Here is a 15446-nt window from a genome sequence, read left to right as displayed (position 1 = left end):
TTTGAAGCACCAGCCTGGCAAGGAGTTGCAATTTTGAGTAAACGTACAAATGCCCAAATTTCCCACATAACCCGACTTACGTATATTGCGTGTGCATGCCCTTCATGAGCAGCTGCGCACCCACACTCGAAGTTCTAGAAAAAGATTAATAAATACAAATTTTTTCAAGGAGGATTAAAGTGTGGGAGTATTTTTATCTGGATGGTAAAAGTCCCTCGTGCTCGAGGGTTTACTCCTCTGGTTAAGCTGAAACTTCCTGTAAACAGTGAGAAGAGTGGCAAACGTCGTTCTTCCCGGGTACAGATTTTAGCTTATGGCTTTGTCCCGGTTTTTCAAACGCAGAGACGCAATGACGCAGAGAAGACAGCGAGTCCCACTCACAACATATTTCTATTTATTTCCACTTATATCCATTTATATCACAAACTTCTAAGCACCATTTTTTCCGCCTTCGGCCAGTGCACTGAACAAAGGATAATTAGATTTAAGATTTTTAGATGTAAGATTTTAGACATCCCATCCGCTATGCCCTATGCTCTGTGCCCTGTTCTATTAAACGCAGAGATGCAAAAACGCAGAGGAACCGGCGAATCCCACCTGCAACCTATTTCAATTTATTTCCACTTATATCTATCCTCTGACTTCTAGCTTCTAGCTTCTGACTTCTGACTTCTGGCTTCTCTGTAAAGGGTAAGTCTGCACAATGGGTTTCCATGAGCGCATCAAGAAGCTGAATGAAGTTCAGCGCGATTACATCCCTTTGGCTACCATGTTTAAAACGATTTCCGGAAATAAGGAAATAGAACCAACTGTTTCCCATAGTTTAAAGCACCGCCGTATTTGCACCTTAGTGAGAAATATCCGGTGAATATTTTGAACGAAAGGTGGGAGCCTAGCTCGCGTACGTACCGTGGGGGGAGAGGTGCTCTGAGGGGCTAATGGCTCATAGGGCAGCTACTTGATTGTGGCGTCGTTAATTTATGGAGTTATTGGAATAATTCTTATCTGCCCACCAATGGCTCTTAATACTTTCATTATCGTTTCGAATTGGGGTTTTGAACCATCTGATAAGGCTTTATATAAACTTGGTCTGCTCAGTCCCGTCTCTTCAGCAATTTTTGTCATTCCAATCGATTTGGCAATATGTCCAATCGCTGTGATAACATCAGAATTATCTCCTTCCTCCAAAACAGCATTGAGATATTCTGCTATCATTTCTTTATTATCTAAATAATCTGCAATGTCAAATTTTGAAGTTTTCATATCTCTATTTTTTAATTTTTCTCCAAATCTCTTTTGCCTTTTCAATGTCTTTTTGTTGTGTAGATTTATTCCCTCCAATCAGTAAAAGGATTATTTTCTTGTCTTTTTCTTTGAAGTAAACCCTATATCCTTTGGCGTAGTTTATTTTTAACTCAAAAATGCCATCCCCAACAGGTTCGCAATCTCCAAAATGTTCGTCATTTTCAATTTTTTGAATTCGGAATAATATTTTGGCCTTGGCCCTAAAATCTTTAAGTTTCCTAAGCCATTTATCGAACTCTACTGTCTTTTCAATAAAGTACATTAATGACTGTATTCATTTGGATACAAACTTACAAGATATTTTCTAAATCAGAAAAATTTCATCCGTATAAATTTTATCTAAGTTATTGGCTGGATGGAACTCGCATGGCTTAGTCAAATTTATGCATGTACTTTTGTGGCAAAAGTCGCCATGCTCGTTTCATAAGTAATTTGAAGTATTATTTTATAATCTAATTATTGTTTAACGATATCAGTAAGCTATTAATAATACTCCCTTGACGCAGATTTCCAGCCAAAAATTTTGTTGCAATGTAGACTTACCCTTTATAGGACAGCTCTAAAATAGACATTTTTCTTTTTAAAATCATTATGAAAGTCAAAGCTACTAATCATTCTTTAATTGGCTATAACGGTAAATTGTATGGTGTTGTAGCGGATTACGTGAGACTTTTCTTTCAGTAAACTACTGAACACAAGCCAGTGATGATGTTTAATATCAACACTTAACCCGCTATGCACTATATATTATTGTGCTTTCGTACTTTATTTTCATTATTCATTCATTTCATTTTCCACTCGTGCGGTGGGGCATTTTTTTTAATTTATCTTTTACTTGGGTAGGGACTTGGAAGCTCTTTTGCAGGTTTTGGTCTCGCGGTGTCTTTGTGTGACCTGCAAATGTGCTTACAAGTGTGCGTTGGCTATAATATTTTTATTAATTCATCATATTCCATTGAGGTCTTTCTGAATTTTTGCAAAACAAGTTGCTTGTCAATTCTTTCAAGTTTATTATCTCTAATGATTAATCCGCTGTTTCTACATTTTTCATATACTTTTATTGCTGTATGCCTTGAAATCCCAGTATTTTGCAAAGCAATCACAATTCTATTTTGAGTACCATATTCAAGTAGAGTAGCCCAATTTTCACCAGCATTCTCTTCTCCAAGTAGGTTTACAACAATGCTATGATAATGATTAAAATACTTCTCAAACAAAAAGCGTAAAATATATTCAATATCCTCAATCACATTTTCAATCACGTAGTTTATATGTCTTTTGTCTCTAGGATTAAAAACAATTGGATTGTTATAATCATAGTCAAGAATAATTTCTTTGTTTGTATTATTATGGTATTCGATAGATTGTTGAATAATCTGGTTTAAACTAAATCCTTTGACCCACTGGGTCATTATTGTAGCATAATAAGATAGGCTATTAGGGTTATTTAATTTCTTTTCCGCATTTTTCCATTCATATAAATCGAACATATAATCTAAAACTCTTTTACAAACCTGATAAAATTTAGGTTGATTTAACGATGGAAGTTTTATGTTTATACCTTGCCTATGTCTTTTCAATAATTCATTGAAAACCTTATTCTGCACTGAGAGATTGATTGATTGGTTTGAATTAAGAATTGAAACTGGAATTGTAAAATCTTTAACTTTTGATTTCGCCAAATCAATTATGGTTTCTTTATTTTTTTCAATTAATTTTTTAAGTAATGGGCCTGGTTCTTTATTGCCTTCCAACTCCATTGTGCCAACACTAATGATATTTGCAATATATTGCAAAATTTCCTTTTCTGTTTTTGTGCCTGAAATATCCTGTTCATTAAGAATTTTCTCTATCTTTTGGAGATTTCTATCAATCTTATTTAAAACAGTTGGTTTTAACTTAATAGCATTTCTATGCAATATCTCTTTATTTTTCCATTCACAATTAGCATGCTGTACACAGTAAATATTTCCATAAAGCTCTTTTGATAACCTTCCGGCTCTTCCAGACAAATTCCAAAAATCAATTGGTTCTAACTTTGGGCGACCATTTCTATTATCAAGAATAAAGATATTTTGTGTTGGCATATTCACACCTTCAAGAAGAGTAGAAGTACAAAAAACATTTGTAATATCACCATTTAGATAAAGTTCTTCAACTGAATTTCTAATCAACTGTGGCAACCTCCCATGATGATAAGCTATTTTGTACTCTAACAAATTTGCTAAATAATAGTCTGGATGTATATATTCCTTGATTTGACTAATTGTCTTTTTTATATTTTCGCTTTGTTCATTAGCTGGTATTTTGGTTAATGATTTTGAAAAATTAAAAGCATAGTTGATTGTTCTATTCTTACTATTACAGTAAATCAGATTGTTTTTCCCTCGACCAAGTTTCTTTATTAAATCATTAATAGATTTAGTCGTAGAAAAGAAATCTTTAGATTCCATTTCTATATTATCATTTCCAACAACGTATTCAATTTTATTATTTAATAAATCTACAAAAAACAAATTCTGCGAAACAGGAGACTCATTTGTCTTGTACGAATTACCATTGCTGTTTCGATTAAATAATTTCAAAAATATTTCAGGATTGGATACATTGGGGGAGGCAAAATATAATTTAATGTTACCATATTTTTTTAGTGCCTTCTCAATTGCTTCATAGGATGTTACGCTTCGACTATCCTTGTTATTTGCAATTTTATGTGCTTCATCAATAAATAAAAAACCTATGGACGGATTATTCTCTTGAGATAAATAGCTTATCAATCGCTCTGGTGTAAGGACAAAAATATAATTATACTGTTCTTCGGTAATCAAATCACTTATACTAGAGTTTGTTACAACTCTATATTTATATGTTTCCAATACTTCTGTCAATTCTTTTTTTAAGTCAATTGCAAACTGGTTTATTAATGCACGTGTAGGAACAATAACAACTAAATTTTCTGGAGGAACATTTTTAATGACTTTTTTAATGAAAGCTTTTATAATAAATGATTTTCCCATTGATGTTGGTGCGGAAAAACTGTATTCAATTGAATTACTTAAGCTTGAAAACAGTTCAAATTGAACATCGGTAAATGTAAGTTTGTCACTTCCTGGCACTTGCTGTAAAATTTTCTTTGCCTCAACCTCTATTAAACGATTTATAGGGAGTTCTGAGTTGTTTTCGTTATATTTTTCAAGGTATTTGATTGCAGGAAAATTCCCAAGTTTTGAGTATACTGCTTTGGAAACAGTCTTGTATATCGGGTCACTCAAATAGCTTGAGTTTAAAAATGTGATAATTTGATACGCTTTATTTCTTGCTATCGAATTAGTTGAGTTTGAAAGGATATCAGCAAACCTCAAAACATCTTTCAATTCTTTCTCTGAGAGAGTATTGTTATTTAAAATATTGAACTGTTTATATGCAGACAATAAAGAGCTTTTTCTAAAAAGCTGGTTGAAATAATCATCCTTTAAAATGTCCTCTGTAAGTTTTTCAATAATTGTCATACAGTCAGTTCTTTTATAATTTCTTTACGCTTTTTCGCTAAGTCAGAAAAGGGGAGGATATATATGTAAAATTGATATCCGGTGAATTCTTCCTTTCTTATTTGATGATTAAAAGAACTAATACGGTCCAAAACCTCTTGCTTTATTCTTTCTTTAATTTTTTTTCTAAAATCAGAATTAGAAAGCTTCATTTCTTCATCCGTTATTTTTGCTTCAAAGCCCAAGAAAATACCAAATGAATAATCTAAGTAAGTTTCTTCTGCTCTCGCACTAGGCAACAAAATACTTTTCAATTTTTTATATTGATTTTCATCATAAACCTCTTTTATTAGCTGGCTATTGACTAAATCAAATTCGAAGTCAAGCTTTTTATTGTCGTCTTTCAATAATTTTGATATTGACCCAAAGGCATCATATATACCTTGTTTTAAGTCTGCATCTAATTTGGCTTCTCCAAATATTAGCTGATAATTTTCATCATCGAGTTTTAATAAATGAACACCGTCTGCACCTTTTACATAGTCATTGTTTGCTGTTTTTAATTCTAATTTTGTCAAAATTTTGGGAGCTTTCAAATGTGCTTCGAGAAGGCAGTACAGCATTACTTCACCAAGTTCCCCTTCGTTAGATGTGTAATCTCTGAATTTATTTTTTGTTCTTTTAATCAGAGTATCAAACTGATTATTATCTATAAGTTTTTGTATTTCAGTTCTTGAAAGAGCAAAGTAGTATAAATTGTTTCCAAGTAAATTCACCAAGTCATTGTATGCAAATCTGTTATTTCTTATTTTAAGCATAAATACGTTCAGCCTATTGGAATTATCTAATTTATAATCCTCAATTATTTGATGGAATAAATCCAAAAAATTACTATTTATATTTGTTTTAATCATACGGCTATTTCATTTGTTATTTCGGTCTTTTGGATGTTGGTAAAATTTGGCTCTTTTACAAAGTTTAGGATGTGTGGTAGCCTGTGTGACTTTGTAAATGTGTCAAATGTGGGTTGGCAGAGAAATTTTAAAAAATGCGAAGCGAGGGCTTTCTCTTTTTTTTCAGTTTGTCTTGCTTTAATTATACTTCTCATATTTATTTCCTGTCAAGTTACAAGAAAATTGAAGCGGGTTACAACCCTTGAATTTACAACTGTCTCGGCTATTATTTTTATATATTGTTAGGGGTTGGGGTTTATTCACTCTTCTTCCATTCTGATTCATAAAAATTATCGGTATATGAGTAATGAATATTTTGTCCAGCAATATTTTCATTTAGCTCACGAATTTTCAATTTGATATTCTCATAGGTTTTAGTTTCATAATCAGAGTCCTCCAAAATGATAAGTTTATTATACTGCTCTTTTAACCATTTATATTTCTCATAAACATCTGGATTCTCAAAAGTTGTGTCAAGTCCTTTTACAATTACTTTTCGAACTATACTTAAACTTTCAATCAATTTTTCTTTAGTCATTTCTTCCCAACTTTGTATGGCCTGATAATAAATCATTTGATGAAAACCAACGCAACCATCCTCAAATCTGTCAACGTATTGATGATAGGGATAACTATTTCTTTTTGTTTCAATTGGATAATTCAGTTCTTTTAATAGTTTGTCCGATAAAATAATTCTTGGGTATTTAGCACTTTTACTTTCAAGCTTATATGAGTCAATTAGTCCTTGTCCAAATACAATTCCATTTTCAATATGAATTAGATTACCAACAGTAAGACCTCCTCGAAATAGAATTCCTTTTTCCAGTAGAATAGCTCCGATATATGCCAAATGAACAATCAATGTCGAAGCCATTTCATTTATATTATTATCCACTTTCACAGAAACAACAATACTATCAGAAAACGCTGTAATATTTGTTTTTCCTCTTATGTCAAAATTCTCAACACCCCGTTTTTGTGCATCCCCTTCGATTTCAACCAATCTTAAATCCCATTTTTCTTGAGCTTCCCAATTTTTCAAGTAGTCAAGAACTGAATATATTAATTCAATTTTTGAAATATCCTTTTCCGACTGCTTTACAATTTCCTTAAAACCAAGTATATCAATAAATGCAACAAGTCTTTTTTCGTATTTAATCTCAGAATCATTCATGTTCAACTTTTTATTGGTTATTGCTCTGTCCTTCCCTAGCCCCTAACTGATGTCAAAACACACATTATCTTAACATCTATTAAATCGCAATTTGTCTAATTGTTAGTTATTGAGCTTTTTATATTCTATGATTCGGTCTAAAGTGCTTTTTATATTTGCAAGCGATCGTTTGCTTAAATGGCACAACATTTATTTTACGGTGTGGTGCTAACGAGAGGGTTATTTGGGGTTTTACAGGCATCAATTCATGTTTGTGTAAATACAAATATATAAAATATGTTTAAATGCAAGTGCTTGTGAATTAAATTTTTGTGGGGTAATGAAGTTACGCCCTGTCGTTTATTCCATGGGGATTTTCAGGAAAGCGTTCGGTGGTGGCTCTCATTATCTAAAAAAAGTAATGGCAATCCTAAAATGCATGCAAATAGTATGGCTATTTTACCACATAAGGAAAAAAGATACACGAAAGATATTCATCGCGAAAAAAGCAGCATCAATAGAAAATGTAGATTGTTAGATATAAGATTATTAGATATAAGATTTAAGATGCTCCATGCACTATGCCCTTTGCCATTAAACGCAGAGACGCCAAGATTAGATATAAGATAATTAGATTTAAGATTTTTAGATGTAAGATTTAAGACGTCCCATCCGCTATGCCCTGTGCTATTAAACGCAAAGGCGTTAAGTCGCAGAGGTGACGGTGAATCCCATGCACAAGATATATCTATTTATATCTAACTTATTACCTCTAGCCTCTGGCTTCCGTCCTCTGGCTTCTGGCCTCTGACCTCCGGCCTCCGGCTTCCGGCTTCCGGCCTCTGACTTCTGTTATAAAATCACCCTTGAAGGTCCACACAGCGTTTAATCTACTATCATTCTGGCTTTCTGGTAGCCATGATAAAAGCCGGGATCGCTGTGTTTAAAAATAGACATCAGCTTGTCAATTTGGTTATACAATAAATCACTGGCTTGAGAGAGGAGTTGCTCAAGCTCGCTGGTAGCAACGCTCGATTTAATTTGGTAAGCGCGCGGCAGGCCGTTGATTTCGAGCAGCTGGTTGAGGTCGTTCTGGACGTCGGTGATTTGCTCGGCCGAGAGCCCGAAGTCACTCACCAGCACCTCCTGCAATTCAGTGGCTTTGTCGATGATAGCTCTCACTTTAATATAAAAATCATTGTAGGGTAACCGATAGAGATCTGACCGGCTGTCGCTCATTTGGCGTGCCAGTTCGTCATCTCCTTCGGTAAGGGCATACGCTTCAATCACATCGTTAAGGATGTCAGCTTTTGCGGCGATGGCTTTTTTCAGCGCCAGTTTTGTTTTGCCGTAGGAGACCTGTGCTTCGGCCTGAGCCTCGGCAGCACTATTGATGGCCGCGATTAACTGGCTCAATTCCGTTTTAGCAGCAGCAAGTCTGGCTATGTTCTGCCACTTCGACGCATTCTCGTCGAGGTAGTTGTTGACTGCCTCGAGCATGTTCAATCTGTTTATTTGCGACGATTTCATGACTCTTACAGTTTTAAAAAGTTAGCAATTAAGGGTTTAAATTTATTTTTGGACCTTCAGGGTGTTTGTTTGCTTATTATTCAAATCCTTCTGCCTTTTGTGATGAGGTCTCCAACCTTTATGCGAAGGTCTCCGACCCTTATGCGGAGCTTTCCGACCTTTATGCGAAGGTCTCCGACTTTTGTGCAAAGGTTTCCGACCTTTGTGAGAAGCTTTCCGACCTTTATGCGAAGGTCTCCGACCTTTATGCGAAGGTCTCCGACCTTTGTGAGAAGGTTTCCGACCTTTGTGAGAAAGGTTCCGACCTTTATGCAGACTTGTTTGTCCTAAATTAACAAGGTGATCATTTCACCGAAGTTAGGTGGGCGGACCTGTGTTACCGGCCACAAACTGATTGATGAGGTTTCGTGGCTTCATCATATTCAACCGGTCACCCCGCAGCAGGCGGTGAACATCAACGGGTTTAATGAGCAGACTGTTGAGACGATATGTGGTCCTGAATCTCATATTTGATACGGTTTTATCGGCCGCATCGGAAAGATGGCCATGTTGACAATAATGTTTCACAAAGCGCACTATAAATTTAGTAAGAATTTGTATGAAAAAGCAAAACAAAATATTGAGAAATGATAGATGCCATTTGCCTTTCCCCATGCGCTGTGCAATCCTCTTTTAAACGCCTCAACCCGGAAACGCTTTATATCCATTACCAATACCTGCCAAGGCCTTTGAGGTATGACCCGGCGATATTATACAAACGGGCGTGTTTGCCGAATATGTTTTTTCTTCAAGGCTTGTTTCTTTTTTAGCAATACTCCTTTTAGTTTATTCTCAAGCTCTTTTTCGGCAAGCCATTGCTTAGGGGCTAAATTTTGTTATAGTTCTTATTCTATAACTTTTGCACGATGATTTATGGGACTGGTACATCTACCATGTCCGAATATCTGTAATGTGATGTGTGAATCATATCCTAATTCTATGTCTGAAAGGAACATAATTCATTGTTAGCATGGTGTCCTGTAAGTCCATTTTAATGGTAGAAGGTCTCGTTTATATTATCCTCTGATGATAAGCGTTATAATCTTTGATTATGGTGGTGAGGAATTCGATGTCTGACAATTCGCTGGACGTTTTTGTTTTTTGTTCAATGGCTTTACGGGTGTTGACAAGAAGTTGAACGTAATTGTCAGGTCTTCTGCGTGAATCATTTACAATGTTGACCACCTCTTTAATGGTTTGTACATCCTTGTCGGTTAGGCTTTCTACCTCCGGGAAGCGGGGGTGATAATCTTTTTCGATGTCAACCCATAATGTTTGTTGAAGATTATCTTTTTTGGATATTTTGAGGACCGTGGTTTTGGCCGCGATATCTCCGAGTCGCTGACCTTTCCCGTTAATAATAATAATTAACGTTGCCAATGCGCCTGATGTTAGGGAGATATCTGCCAGTCTAAAAATCCATCTAATAAAGCAACTACCCGCAGTTAGGGCGGTCCCATTTGCTTTGAATACCCGTATATGCATTATTCTTTTACCGGGTGTTTGTCCATTGAAGAATAACTCAAATAGCAGATGATAAAAAAGAGGTGGAAGTAATAGAAAAATAAATTCCCAAGTTCCGGCATCGAACCATTGGGCGATGAGAATCGCAGCCAGTATAAAATACAACCCCATAATAACGGCATCGAAGAAGAATGCCAGAATGCGATCGGCGATACTCGCAACGGGAAACTGAAGAGATACGTTTTGAGTAGTGTTTAGTTCAATGGTTTCCATTGGCTTCTGTGGTGTGTTTGGTGAAGCTATATACAAGCATTTTATTAATCCTACTAATTGATCAACAATTTTTATGTTTAGATCTGTACTTTTTATGCGTATAAAACGAATCTAAGTTGTTGGTATGTTGGAATTCGCAACATTTCTTAAATAGCTGGGTTAAGCAGAGAGGGCACACACAAATGATTATAAACAAAAGTTTTCATTAAAAACATTGGCGCTGTATTATGAAAACAAAAGTAATAAAAAAATACTTTGTTTTAATGTAGGGTAAAACGCGGCCGTTAATGATTTTCCAAAAGGGATATTAACATAGCAGTTCTTTTTAAGTTTCAAAATTGAAGAATCGGTTTTCTGAAATCGTGTTTTTTTGTTTAATTTGGTCCATTGGAAAAATGTTTTGCAAATGCGGGAGATATCTTTTATTCAACAGAACCGTGAACGTTGGCAATCTTTTGAAGAAAAAATTGCTAATCCGCATCAGATGAGCCCCGATGAGCTGGCAGATCAATACATTCAGTTGACCGATGATCTGTCTTATGCCAAAACGTTTTATCCCGAGTCTTCGATCGTCGGGTATTTAAATTCGTTGGGTAGTAAAGCGTATTATCTGATTTATCAAAACAAACCTGAAAAGTCGCGTCGTTTTTTCTCTTTTTGGACTCGTGAACTTCCGGTCGATTTATATGAAAGCCGTTATTATTTTTTATTGTCATTTATCGTGTTTGTTGTTTCTGTAATCATTGGATCCGTTTCAGCCGTCAAAAATGATGATTTTGTCAGGTTGGTGCTCGGAAATCAGTATGTTAATATGACACTGGATAACATAGAGAAAGGTGACCCTTTGGCTGTTTACCGCCAGATGGGCGAGGTTCCTATGTTTTTAGTGATAACAGGGAATAATATTTTTGTCTCCTTTGTGGTTTTTGTTTTTGGGTTGCTTAGTCCTTTGGGGACCATGTACCATTTGTTTAGAAATGGTGTCATGATAGGGGCGTTTCAGGCTTTTTTTTATCAGCATTCATTATTGACAGTTTCTTCTCTTGGCATATTTCTCCATGGAACGTTGGAATTGTCAGCGATTGTACTGGCAGGAGGAGCTGGAATTCTTTTGGGAAAAAGTTTCATTTGGCCGGGATCGCTTCCACGAAAAAGTGCTTTTATTAAAGGCGTAAGAAAAGGGACAAAAATCATGTTAGGCCTCGTACCTTTTTTTATGATAGCCGGTTTTATAGAAAGCTTTATTACCCGATATTATAATCAGATCCCTTTAATCGTTAATTTGGTGATTATAATAATATCTTTGGTTTTGATTCTTGGCTATTTTATTTATTACCCCATTTATATCCACAAGCATTACAACTCATAAAAATGGTTCAATATGAACAAACAAGAAATTGAATTAAAAAAGGAGAGGAATTTTTCCGAAGTTTTTAATGCGTCGTTTGAATTTATTACCCAGGAATTGAAAATGTTCAGCCGCGTTATAGGATTATATGCCGGAGTTCCTATAGTTATTGCGGTAATCATGAATGCCTATTTTACGCAGGATACTTTTACCTCGATATTACGAATGGTGCAGGGCAACAATATGGAGAACCCTAGTACTTCCATGGGGCTGATTTTTTTAACGATGTTTTTTGCGGTTTTAGCGCAACTGTTTATTAACGGTCTTGTTCCGGCCTATTTTGGAGAATATGAAGAAAAAGGTAAAGGAAATTTTAGTTCTGTAGACGTTTGGAAAAGATTTATTCGAAATTTTGGTGCAATCATAGGGTATAGCATTGTAGTCGGGATTATATTGGTTTTTGGATTAGTTTTTTTTATTATCCCCGGAATATATCTTTTCGTACCCTTGTCCTTGGTTCTTTATGTAAAAATCATTGAAGGAAAAGAATTTGGAGAAACCATTAGTCGCTGTTTTAAATTGATCAGAAGGAGATGGTGGATTACTTTTGGTATAATGATTATAGCTTATGTTATTGTTTCGATAGTCAGTACATTGTTTTCTTTTCCTGCTATGATTGTGGCAGGGATAGAAGGCTTTCTTGTGGGAGGTGGACATCAGGATGCCGAAAGCAGTAAATCTCTCGTTTTTATTTTAACCACAATTGTGGGCAGCCTTGGACAATATCTGATCTATCCGGCCTTGTATGTGATTATAGCTTTTCAGTATTACAATCTTAGGGAACAAAAGGATCGAGAAGTTTTAATGAGTAAAGTATCAGCGATTAATCCGGATGCCTAATGCTGAAATTCCTGCCTTTGATATTACTTTTATTTCTGACTTCTTTTTCTGCAGAGGGAGAACCAGAAGATTCTTTGTCCATATCTTCTCATAGTGTCGTTCGGGTTTGGGATGAAGGTAAGGTAAATGTCAGGTCTATCCCTCTTGAAAAGATTAATGACTGGTCGAAACAATCCCGATATAAATACGATCGGGATCAGGGACCCAATTTTCTGGAATATATATTAATGCATTTGGTTGGTTGGCTTATTTTAGTCGCCGATGGTCGCCCGTGGTTTTTTTATCTCTTTTTGGCTCTTGGTGGGTTGTTCGTTATCTTTTTATTGCTGAGATTTTTGGATGTTCCATTTAGCAGGTTGTTTATGTTGTCTCGTCGTCAGAATACAGCGACCCTGCAATTTGGGATTGAAGATCAGAAGATTTCTGCGGAAAAACTTCATGAGATGCTACGCTTGTATCGTTCCAATGGGGTTTATAGAGAAGCAGTGAGAGTCTTGTTTCTGTTATATCTTCAGGAGCTTCAAAAGAGAGGTGAGGTCGTTTTACGGAATTACAAAACCAATTTGGACTATTTTCGTGAAATAGGGAATAGGGTGGAGAAAGAGAAATTTCAAAAGTGCAGCCATCTGTTTGAGGTGATTTGGTACGGTCATATTGATATTTCAGGAGAACAGTACGAAATGATTGAAAGCTCATTCAAGGAAAAGAGAGGAGGTGAATTAAAATGAAACCTCTGTCTCGAAAGGAGAAAATCCTGACCCAATTGGTCGGAGCCGGTTTTTTGTTACTTATTGTTGCTGCTGTATTTGCACCCGCTCCCTTGGACTGGAGTTACAGTTTTTCCAGAAGTGATGATATCCCCTTCGGTGACAAATTGGTTTTTGAGTCATTGCCCGATCTTTTTCCCGGAGAGGAAATCGTTACATCCTGGACTGCTCCCCATTTTTTTCTGGATGATAAGATTCCTTTGAATACGAATTTTATATACTTGAACGGGCGTATTAAGATGGAATTAGCCGATGTTGAGGCTTTGCTTAAAACCGCCGAAGCAGGGAGTCATGTATTTATAGCTTCAGAACGCGTGTACGGGGTCTTGGCTGATACTTTTAAGTTGAGCTATAAGCCAGAATTTGTGGGTGATATGGACTTTTTTTCCAAAGATTCGGTGGGCTTTTTTTTCGCCAATAATAAATTGAAATCGGGATTTGGTTATTGGTATCCCAAATGGATGACCCGGTTTTATTTTAATCGTTATGATACTTCACGTGTTACGGTATTGGGACATGATGATAAGGGGAATGTCAACTTTATTAAGACGAAAATAGGGAAAGGCTATTTCTATTTTCATTGTAATCCCCTAGCATTTACTAATTATCATCTTTTATCGCGAAACAATGGGGAGTATATTTGTAAGGCATTATCTTATCTTCCGGTGCAATCTACGGTATGGGACGAATACTACAAGCCGGGTTCAATGCATTCTGAAGGTCTTTTCGATTATGTTTTGAATAATCGATCTCTTCGGTTGGCTTGGTATTCCATTTTATTTGGCGTTTTGTCATTGTTTATTTTCGGAAGTAAACGGGTTCAACGGCCTATTCCTGAGATTAAAAAGCCTAAGAATAGCTCTCTTTCTTTTGTGGATACAATTGCCAAATTGTATTACAGACGACAGGATCATCTGGATATTGCACGCAAAAGATTTACTTATTTTCTTGAATTCCTGAGGACAAAGTATTTTGTTAATACCAGTTCTGACGAAAGCAGGATCATTGCGGAGGTATCACTAAAATCCGGTATTTCTGAACGTTCTGTGGCTTCTCTGTTCCAGATGGGAAACCGATTAGGTGATTTGCATCAGATTTCGCAAGAAGATCTTGAGCATTTTAACAGACAAATTGATTTTTTTTACAATAATTGTAAATAGTTATGGTGTTAGATAATTTACCAGATAATGATGATAAGTCATTGTTCGAGAATCGGCTGAATGTTGAAGAACTGAATCATGCGGCATTCAAGATTCGGAATGAGATTGGAAAAGTGATAGTGGGACAGGAACGTGTCCTGGATTATTTAATGACGGCGTTGCTGGCAAATGGACATGTTCTTTTGGAAGGAGTGCCGGGCATTGCTAAAACCATGATTGCCAAATTACTTTCCAAATGTATTAATACGGGGTTTTCCAGGATACAGTTTACCCCTGACCTGATGCCTTCTGATGTTTTGGGAACCATGGTGTTTCATTCCGGTCGTTCAGAGTTCGAGTTTAAGAAGGGACCGATTTTTTCCAATTTGGTTCTAATTGATGAGGTTAATCGTGCTCCGGCTAAAACTCAGGCAGCCCTATTCGAAGTTATGGAAGAAAGGCAGGTGACTATTGATGGAGTGACGCATCCGATGGTGTCTCCTTTTATCGTCTTAGCCACTCAAAACCCTGTAGAGCATGAAGGGACTTATCGACTTCCTGAAGCTCAATTGGACCGATTTCTCTTTAAAATAAAACTGGATTATCCTTCGGTTGATCAGGAAGTAACTATTTTGCAAAATGCCCAGCAGCGTGGCAGTATAATTGAAACAGAAGAGGTGTCGCCAGTCATCACAGCCAAAGAGATTCTCGATTTTCAGGAGTTGGTCACCAGAGTAAGGGTTGACCATGATATTATTAGTTATATTGCCAAAATAGTAGACAAAACCCGTAACAACAGCGATTTGTTTTTAGGAGCCAGCCCACGAGCTTCCCTTGCTGTGTTGCGATCGGCCAAGGCTTTCGCTGCATTGGAAGGACGGGATTTTGTGACTCCTGAGGATATAAAGGAGATGATAGTCCCAGTTCTGAATCATCGAGTTATTTTAACTCCGGAAAGGGAAATGGAAGGGCTTCATCCCGAAAACGTGATCCGACGAATTGTCGACTCCATTGATGTGCCCCGATAAAGTTATGGGGTTAAGGAAGATTATAATGGTTTGAAATTTAGAAAATCAGTTGAGGTTTA

At 36.2% G+C, this 15446-nt stretch carries 15 protein-coding genes; 6 read left to right on the top strand and 9 right to left on the bottom strand.

The features are described 5' to 3' along the window. Window positions 1–604: 604 nt before the first annotated feature. The 7 genes from ACT29H_RS06850 to ACT29H_RS06820 all read right to left on the bottom strand — a co-directional run bounded on the left by ACT29H_RS06850 (window position 605) and on the right by ACT29H_RS06820 (window position 8399). Window positions 605–820 carry a hypothetical protein gene (locus tag ACT29H_RS06850; protein ID WP_444820867.1) on the bottom strand — a complete coding sequence of 72 codons (216 nt, stop codon included), beginning with the start codon at window positions 818–820 and terminating at the stop codon, window positions 605–607. Window positions 821–978: 158 nt separating this feature from the next. Then, complete coding sequence (locus ACT29H_RS06845) at window positions 979–1263, bottom strand: addiction module antidote protein (protein ID WP_444820866.1); 285 nt, start codon at window positions 1261–1263, stop codon at window positions 979–981. 4 nt (window positions 1264–1267) lie between these two features. Next, entirely contained in the window at window positions 1268–1567 is a 300-nt protein-coding gene (locus ACT29H_RS06840) for a type II toxin-antitoxin system RelE/ParE family toxin (protein ID WP_444820865.1), read from the bottom strand. 661 nt (window positions 1568–2228) lie between these two features. Next, window positions 2229–4814 carry a DEAD/DEAH box helicase gene (locus ACT29H_RS06835; protein WP_444820864.1) on the bottom strand — a complete coding sequence of 862 codons (2586 nt, stop codon included), beginning with the start codon at window positions 4812–4814 and terminating at the stop codon, window positions 2229–2231. Then, window positions 4811–5707, bottom strand: coding sequence for a HamA C-terminal domain-containing protein (locus ACT29H_RS06830; protein ID WP_444820863.1), 897 nt, complete (start codon window positions 5705–5707; stop codon window positions 4811–4813). The genes ACT29H_RS06835 and ACT29H_RS06830 overlap by 4 nt, the downstream gene beginning before the upstream one ends. A gap of 295 nt (window positions 5708–6002) precedes the next feature. After that, the gene (locus ACT29H_RS06825; protein ID WP_444820862.1) at window positions 6003–6920 is read right to left on the bottom strand and encodes a hypothetical protein; all 918 of its coding nucleotides are present in this window, start codon (window positions 6918–6920) and stop codon (window positions 6003–6005) included. A gap of 864 nt (window positions 6921–7784) precedes the next feature. Then, a complete protein-coding gene (locus tag ACT29H_RS06820) occupies window positions 7785–8399 on the bottom strand; it encodes a hypothetical protein (protein WP_444820861.1) in 615 nt (204 codons plus the stop codon). A gap of 95 nt (window positions 8400–8494) precedes the next feature. On the opposite strand from ACT29H_RS06820, the gene ACT29H_RS06815 reads away from it, so the two are divergent. Next, on the top strand, window positions 8495–8764 hold the full coding sequence (locus ACT29H_RS06815; RefSeq protein WP_444820860.1) for a hypothetical protein: 270 nt from the start codon (window positions 8495–8497) through the stop codon (window positions 8762–8764). 22 nt (window positions 8765–8786) lie between these two features. Here ACT29H_RS06815 and ACT29H_RS06810 read toward each other — a convergent pair whose 3' ends face one another. Together ACT29H_RS06810 and ACT29H_RS06805 are read right to left on the bottom strand one after the other, a co-directional pair. Next, entirely contained in the window at window positions 8787–8936 is a 150-nt protein-coding gene (locus ACT29H_RS06810; RefSeq protein ID WP_444820859.1) for a hypothetical protein, read from the bottom strand. A 543-nt stretch (window positions 8937–9479) separates the two neighbouring features. Then, window positions 9480–10205, bottom strand: coding sequence for an RDD family protein (locus tag ACT29H_RS06805; RefSeq protein ID WP_444820858.1), 726 nt, complete (start codon window positions 10203–10205; stop codon window positions 9480–9482). A 406-nt stretch (window positions 10206–10611) separates the two neighbouring features. Between ACT29H_RS06805 and ACT29H_RS06800 the strand changes: the two genes are divergently transcribed. The 5 genes from ACT29H_RS06800 to ACT29H_RS06780 are packed head-to-tail and all read left to right on the top strand — an operon-like array spanning window position 10612 to window position 15387. Further along, window positions 10612–11574, top strand: a complete 963-nt coding sequence (locus ACT29H_RS06800; protein ID WP_444820857.1) for a stage II sporulation protein M — start codon at window positions 10612–10614, stop codon at window positions 11572–11574. Window positions 11575–11586: 12 nt separating this feature from the next. Then, entirely contained in the window at window positions 11587–12453 is an 867-nt protein-coding gene (locus ACT29H_RS06795; RefSeq protein ID WP_444820856.1) for a hypothetical protein, read from the top strand. Continuing rightward, the gene (locus ACT29H_RS06790; RefSeq protein WP_444820855.1) at window positions 12453–13181 is read left to right on the top strand and encodes a hypothetical protein; all 729 of its coding nucleotides are present in this window, start codon (window positions 12453–12455) and stop codon (window positions 13179–13181) included. The genes ACT29H_RS06795 and ACT29H_RS06790 overlap by 1 nt, the downstream gene beginning before the upstream one ends. Further along, window positions 13178–14380, top strand: a complete 1203-nt coding sequence (locus tag ACT29H_RS06785) for a DUF4350 domain-containing protein (protein WP_444820854.1) — start codon at window positions 13178–13180, stop codon at window positions 14378–14380. Before ACT29H_RS06790 ends, ACT29H_RS06785 begins: the two co-directional genes overlap by 4 nt. Before the next feature lie 2 nt (window positions 14381–14382). Beyond that, window positions 14383–15387 (top strand): AAA family ATPase, encoded by a 1005-nt coding sequence (locus ACT29H_RS06780; RefSeq protein ID WP_444820853.1) that lies wholly within the window; start codon window positions 14383–14385, stop codon window positions 15385–15387. The last annotated feature ends 59 nt before the right edge of the window (window positions 15388–15446 follow it).

It is taken from the genome of Thermophagus sp. OGC60D27 (assembly GCF_052400625.1).
In the GTDB taxonomy this organism is placed as follows: domain Bacteria; phylum Bacteroidota; class Bacteroidia; order Bacteroidales; family Marinilabiliaceae; genus Thermophagus.
This window is presented reverse-complemented; position numbering and strand designations above follow the sequence as displayed.

Coding starts and splice junctions, on each gene's coding strand:
- ACT29H_RS06795 (WP_444820856.1), top strand. CDS start 11,587: ATGAACAAACAAGAAATTGAATTAAAAAAGGAGAGGAATTTTTCCGAA.
- ACT29H_RS06790 (WP_444820855.1), top strand. CDS start 12,453: ATGCTGAAATTCCTGCCTTTGATATTACTTTTATTTCTGACTTCTTTT.
- ACT29H_RS06845 (WP_444820866.1), bottom strand. CDS start 1,263: ATGAAAACTTCAAAATTTGACATTGCAGATTATTTAGATAATAAAGAA.
- ACT29H_RS06805 (WP_444820858.1), bottom strand. CDS start 10,205: ATGGAAACCATTGAACTAAACACTACTCAAAACGTATCTCTTCAGTTT.
- ACT29H_RS06835 (WP_444820864.1), bottom strand. CDS start 4,814: ATGACAATTATTGAAAAACTTACAGAGGACATTTTAAAGGATGATTAT.
- ACT29H_RS06850 (WP_444820867.1), bottom strand. CDS start 820: ATGGGAAACAGTTGGTTCTATTTCCTTATTTCCGGAAATCGTTTTAAA.
- ACT29H_RS06820 (WP_444820861.1), bottom strand. CDS start 8,399: ATGCTCGAGGCAGTCAACAACTACCTCGACGAGAATGCGTCGAAGTGG.
- ACT29H_RS06825 (WP_444820862.1), bottom strand. CDS start 6,920: ATGAATGATTCTGAGATTAAATACGAAAAAAGACTTGTTGCATTTATT.
- ACT29H_RS06810 (WP_444820859.1), bottom strand. CDS start 8,936: ATGAGATTCAGGACCACATATCGTCTCAACAGTCTGCTCATTAAACCC.
- ACT29H_RS06840 (WP_444820865.1), bottom strand. CDS start 1,567: ATGTACTTTATTGAAAAGACAGTAGAGTTCGATAAATGGCTTAGGAAA.
- ACT29H_RS06830 (WP_444820863.1), bottom strand. CDS start 5,707: ATGATTAAAACAAATATAAATAGTAATTTTTTGGATTTATTCCATCAA.
- ACT29H_RS06800 (WP_444820857.1), top strand. CDS start 10,612: ATGCGGGAGATATCTTTTATTCAACAGAACCGTGAACGTTGGCAATCT.
- ACT29H_RS06780 (WP_444820853.1), top strand. CDS start 14,383: ATGGTGTTAGATAATTTACCAGATAATGATGATAAGTCATTGTTCGAG.
- ACT29H_RS06785 (WP_444820854.1), top strand. CDS start 13,178: ATGAAACCTCTGTCTCGAAAGGAGAAAATCCTGACCCAATTGGTCGGA.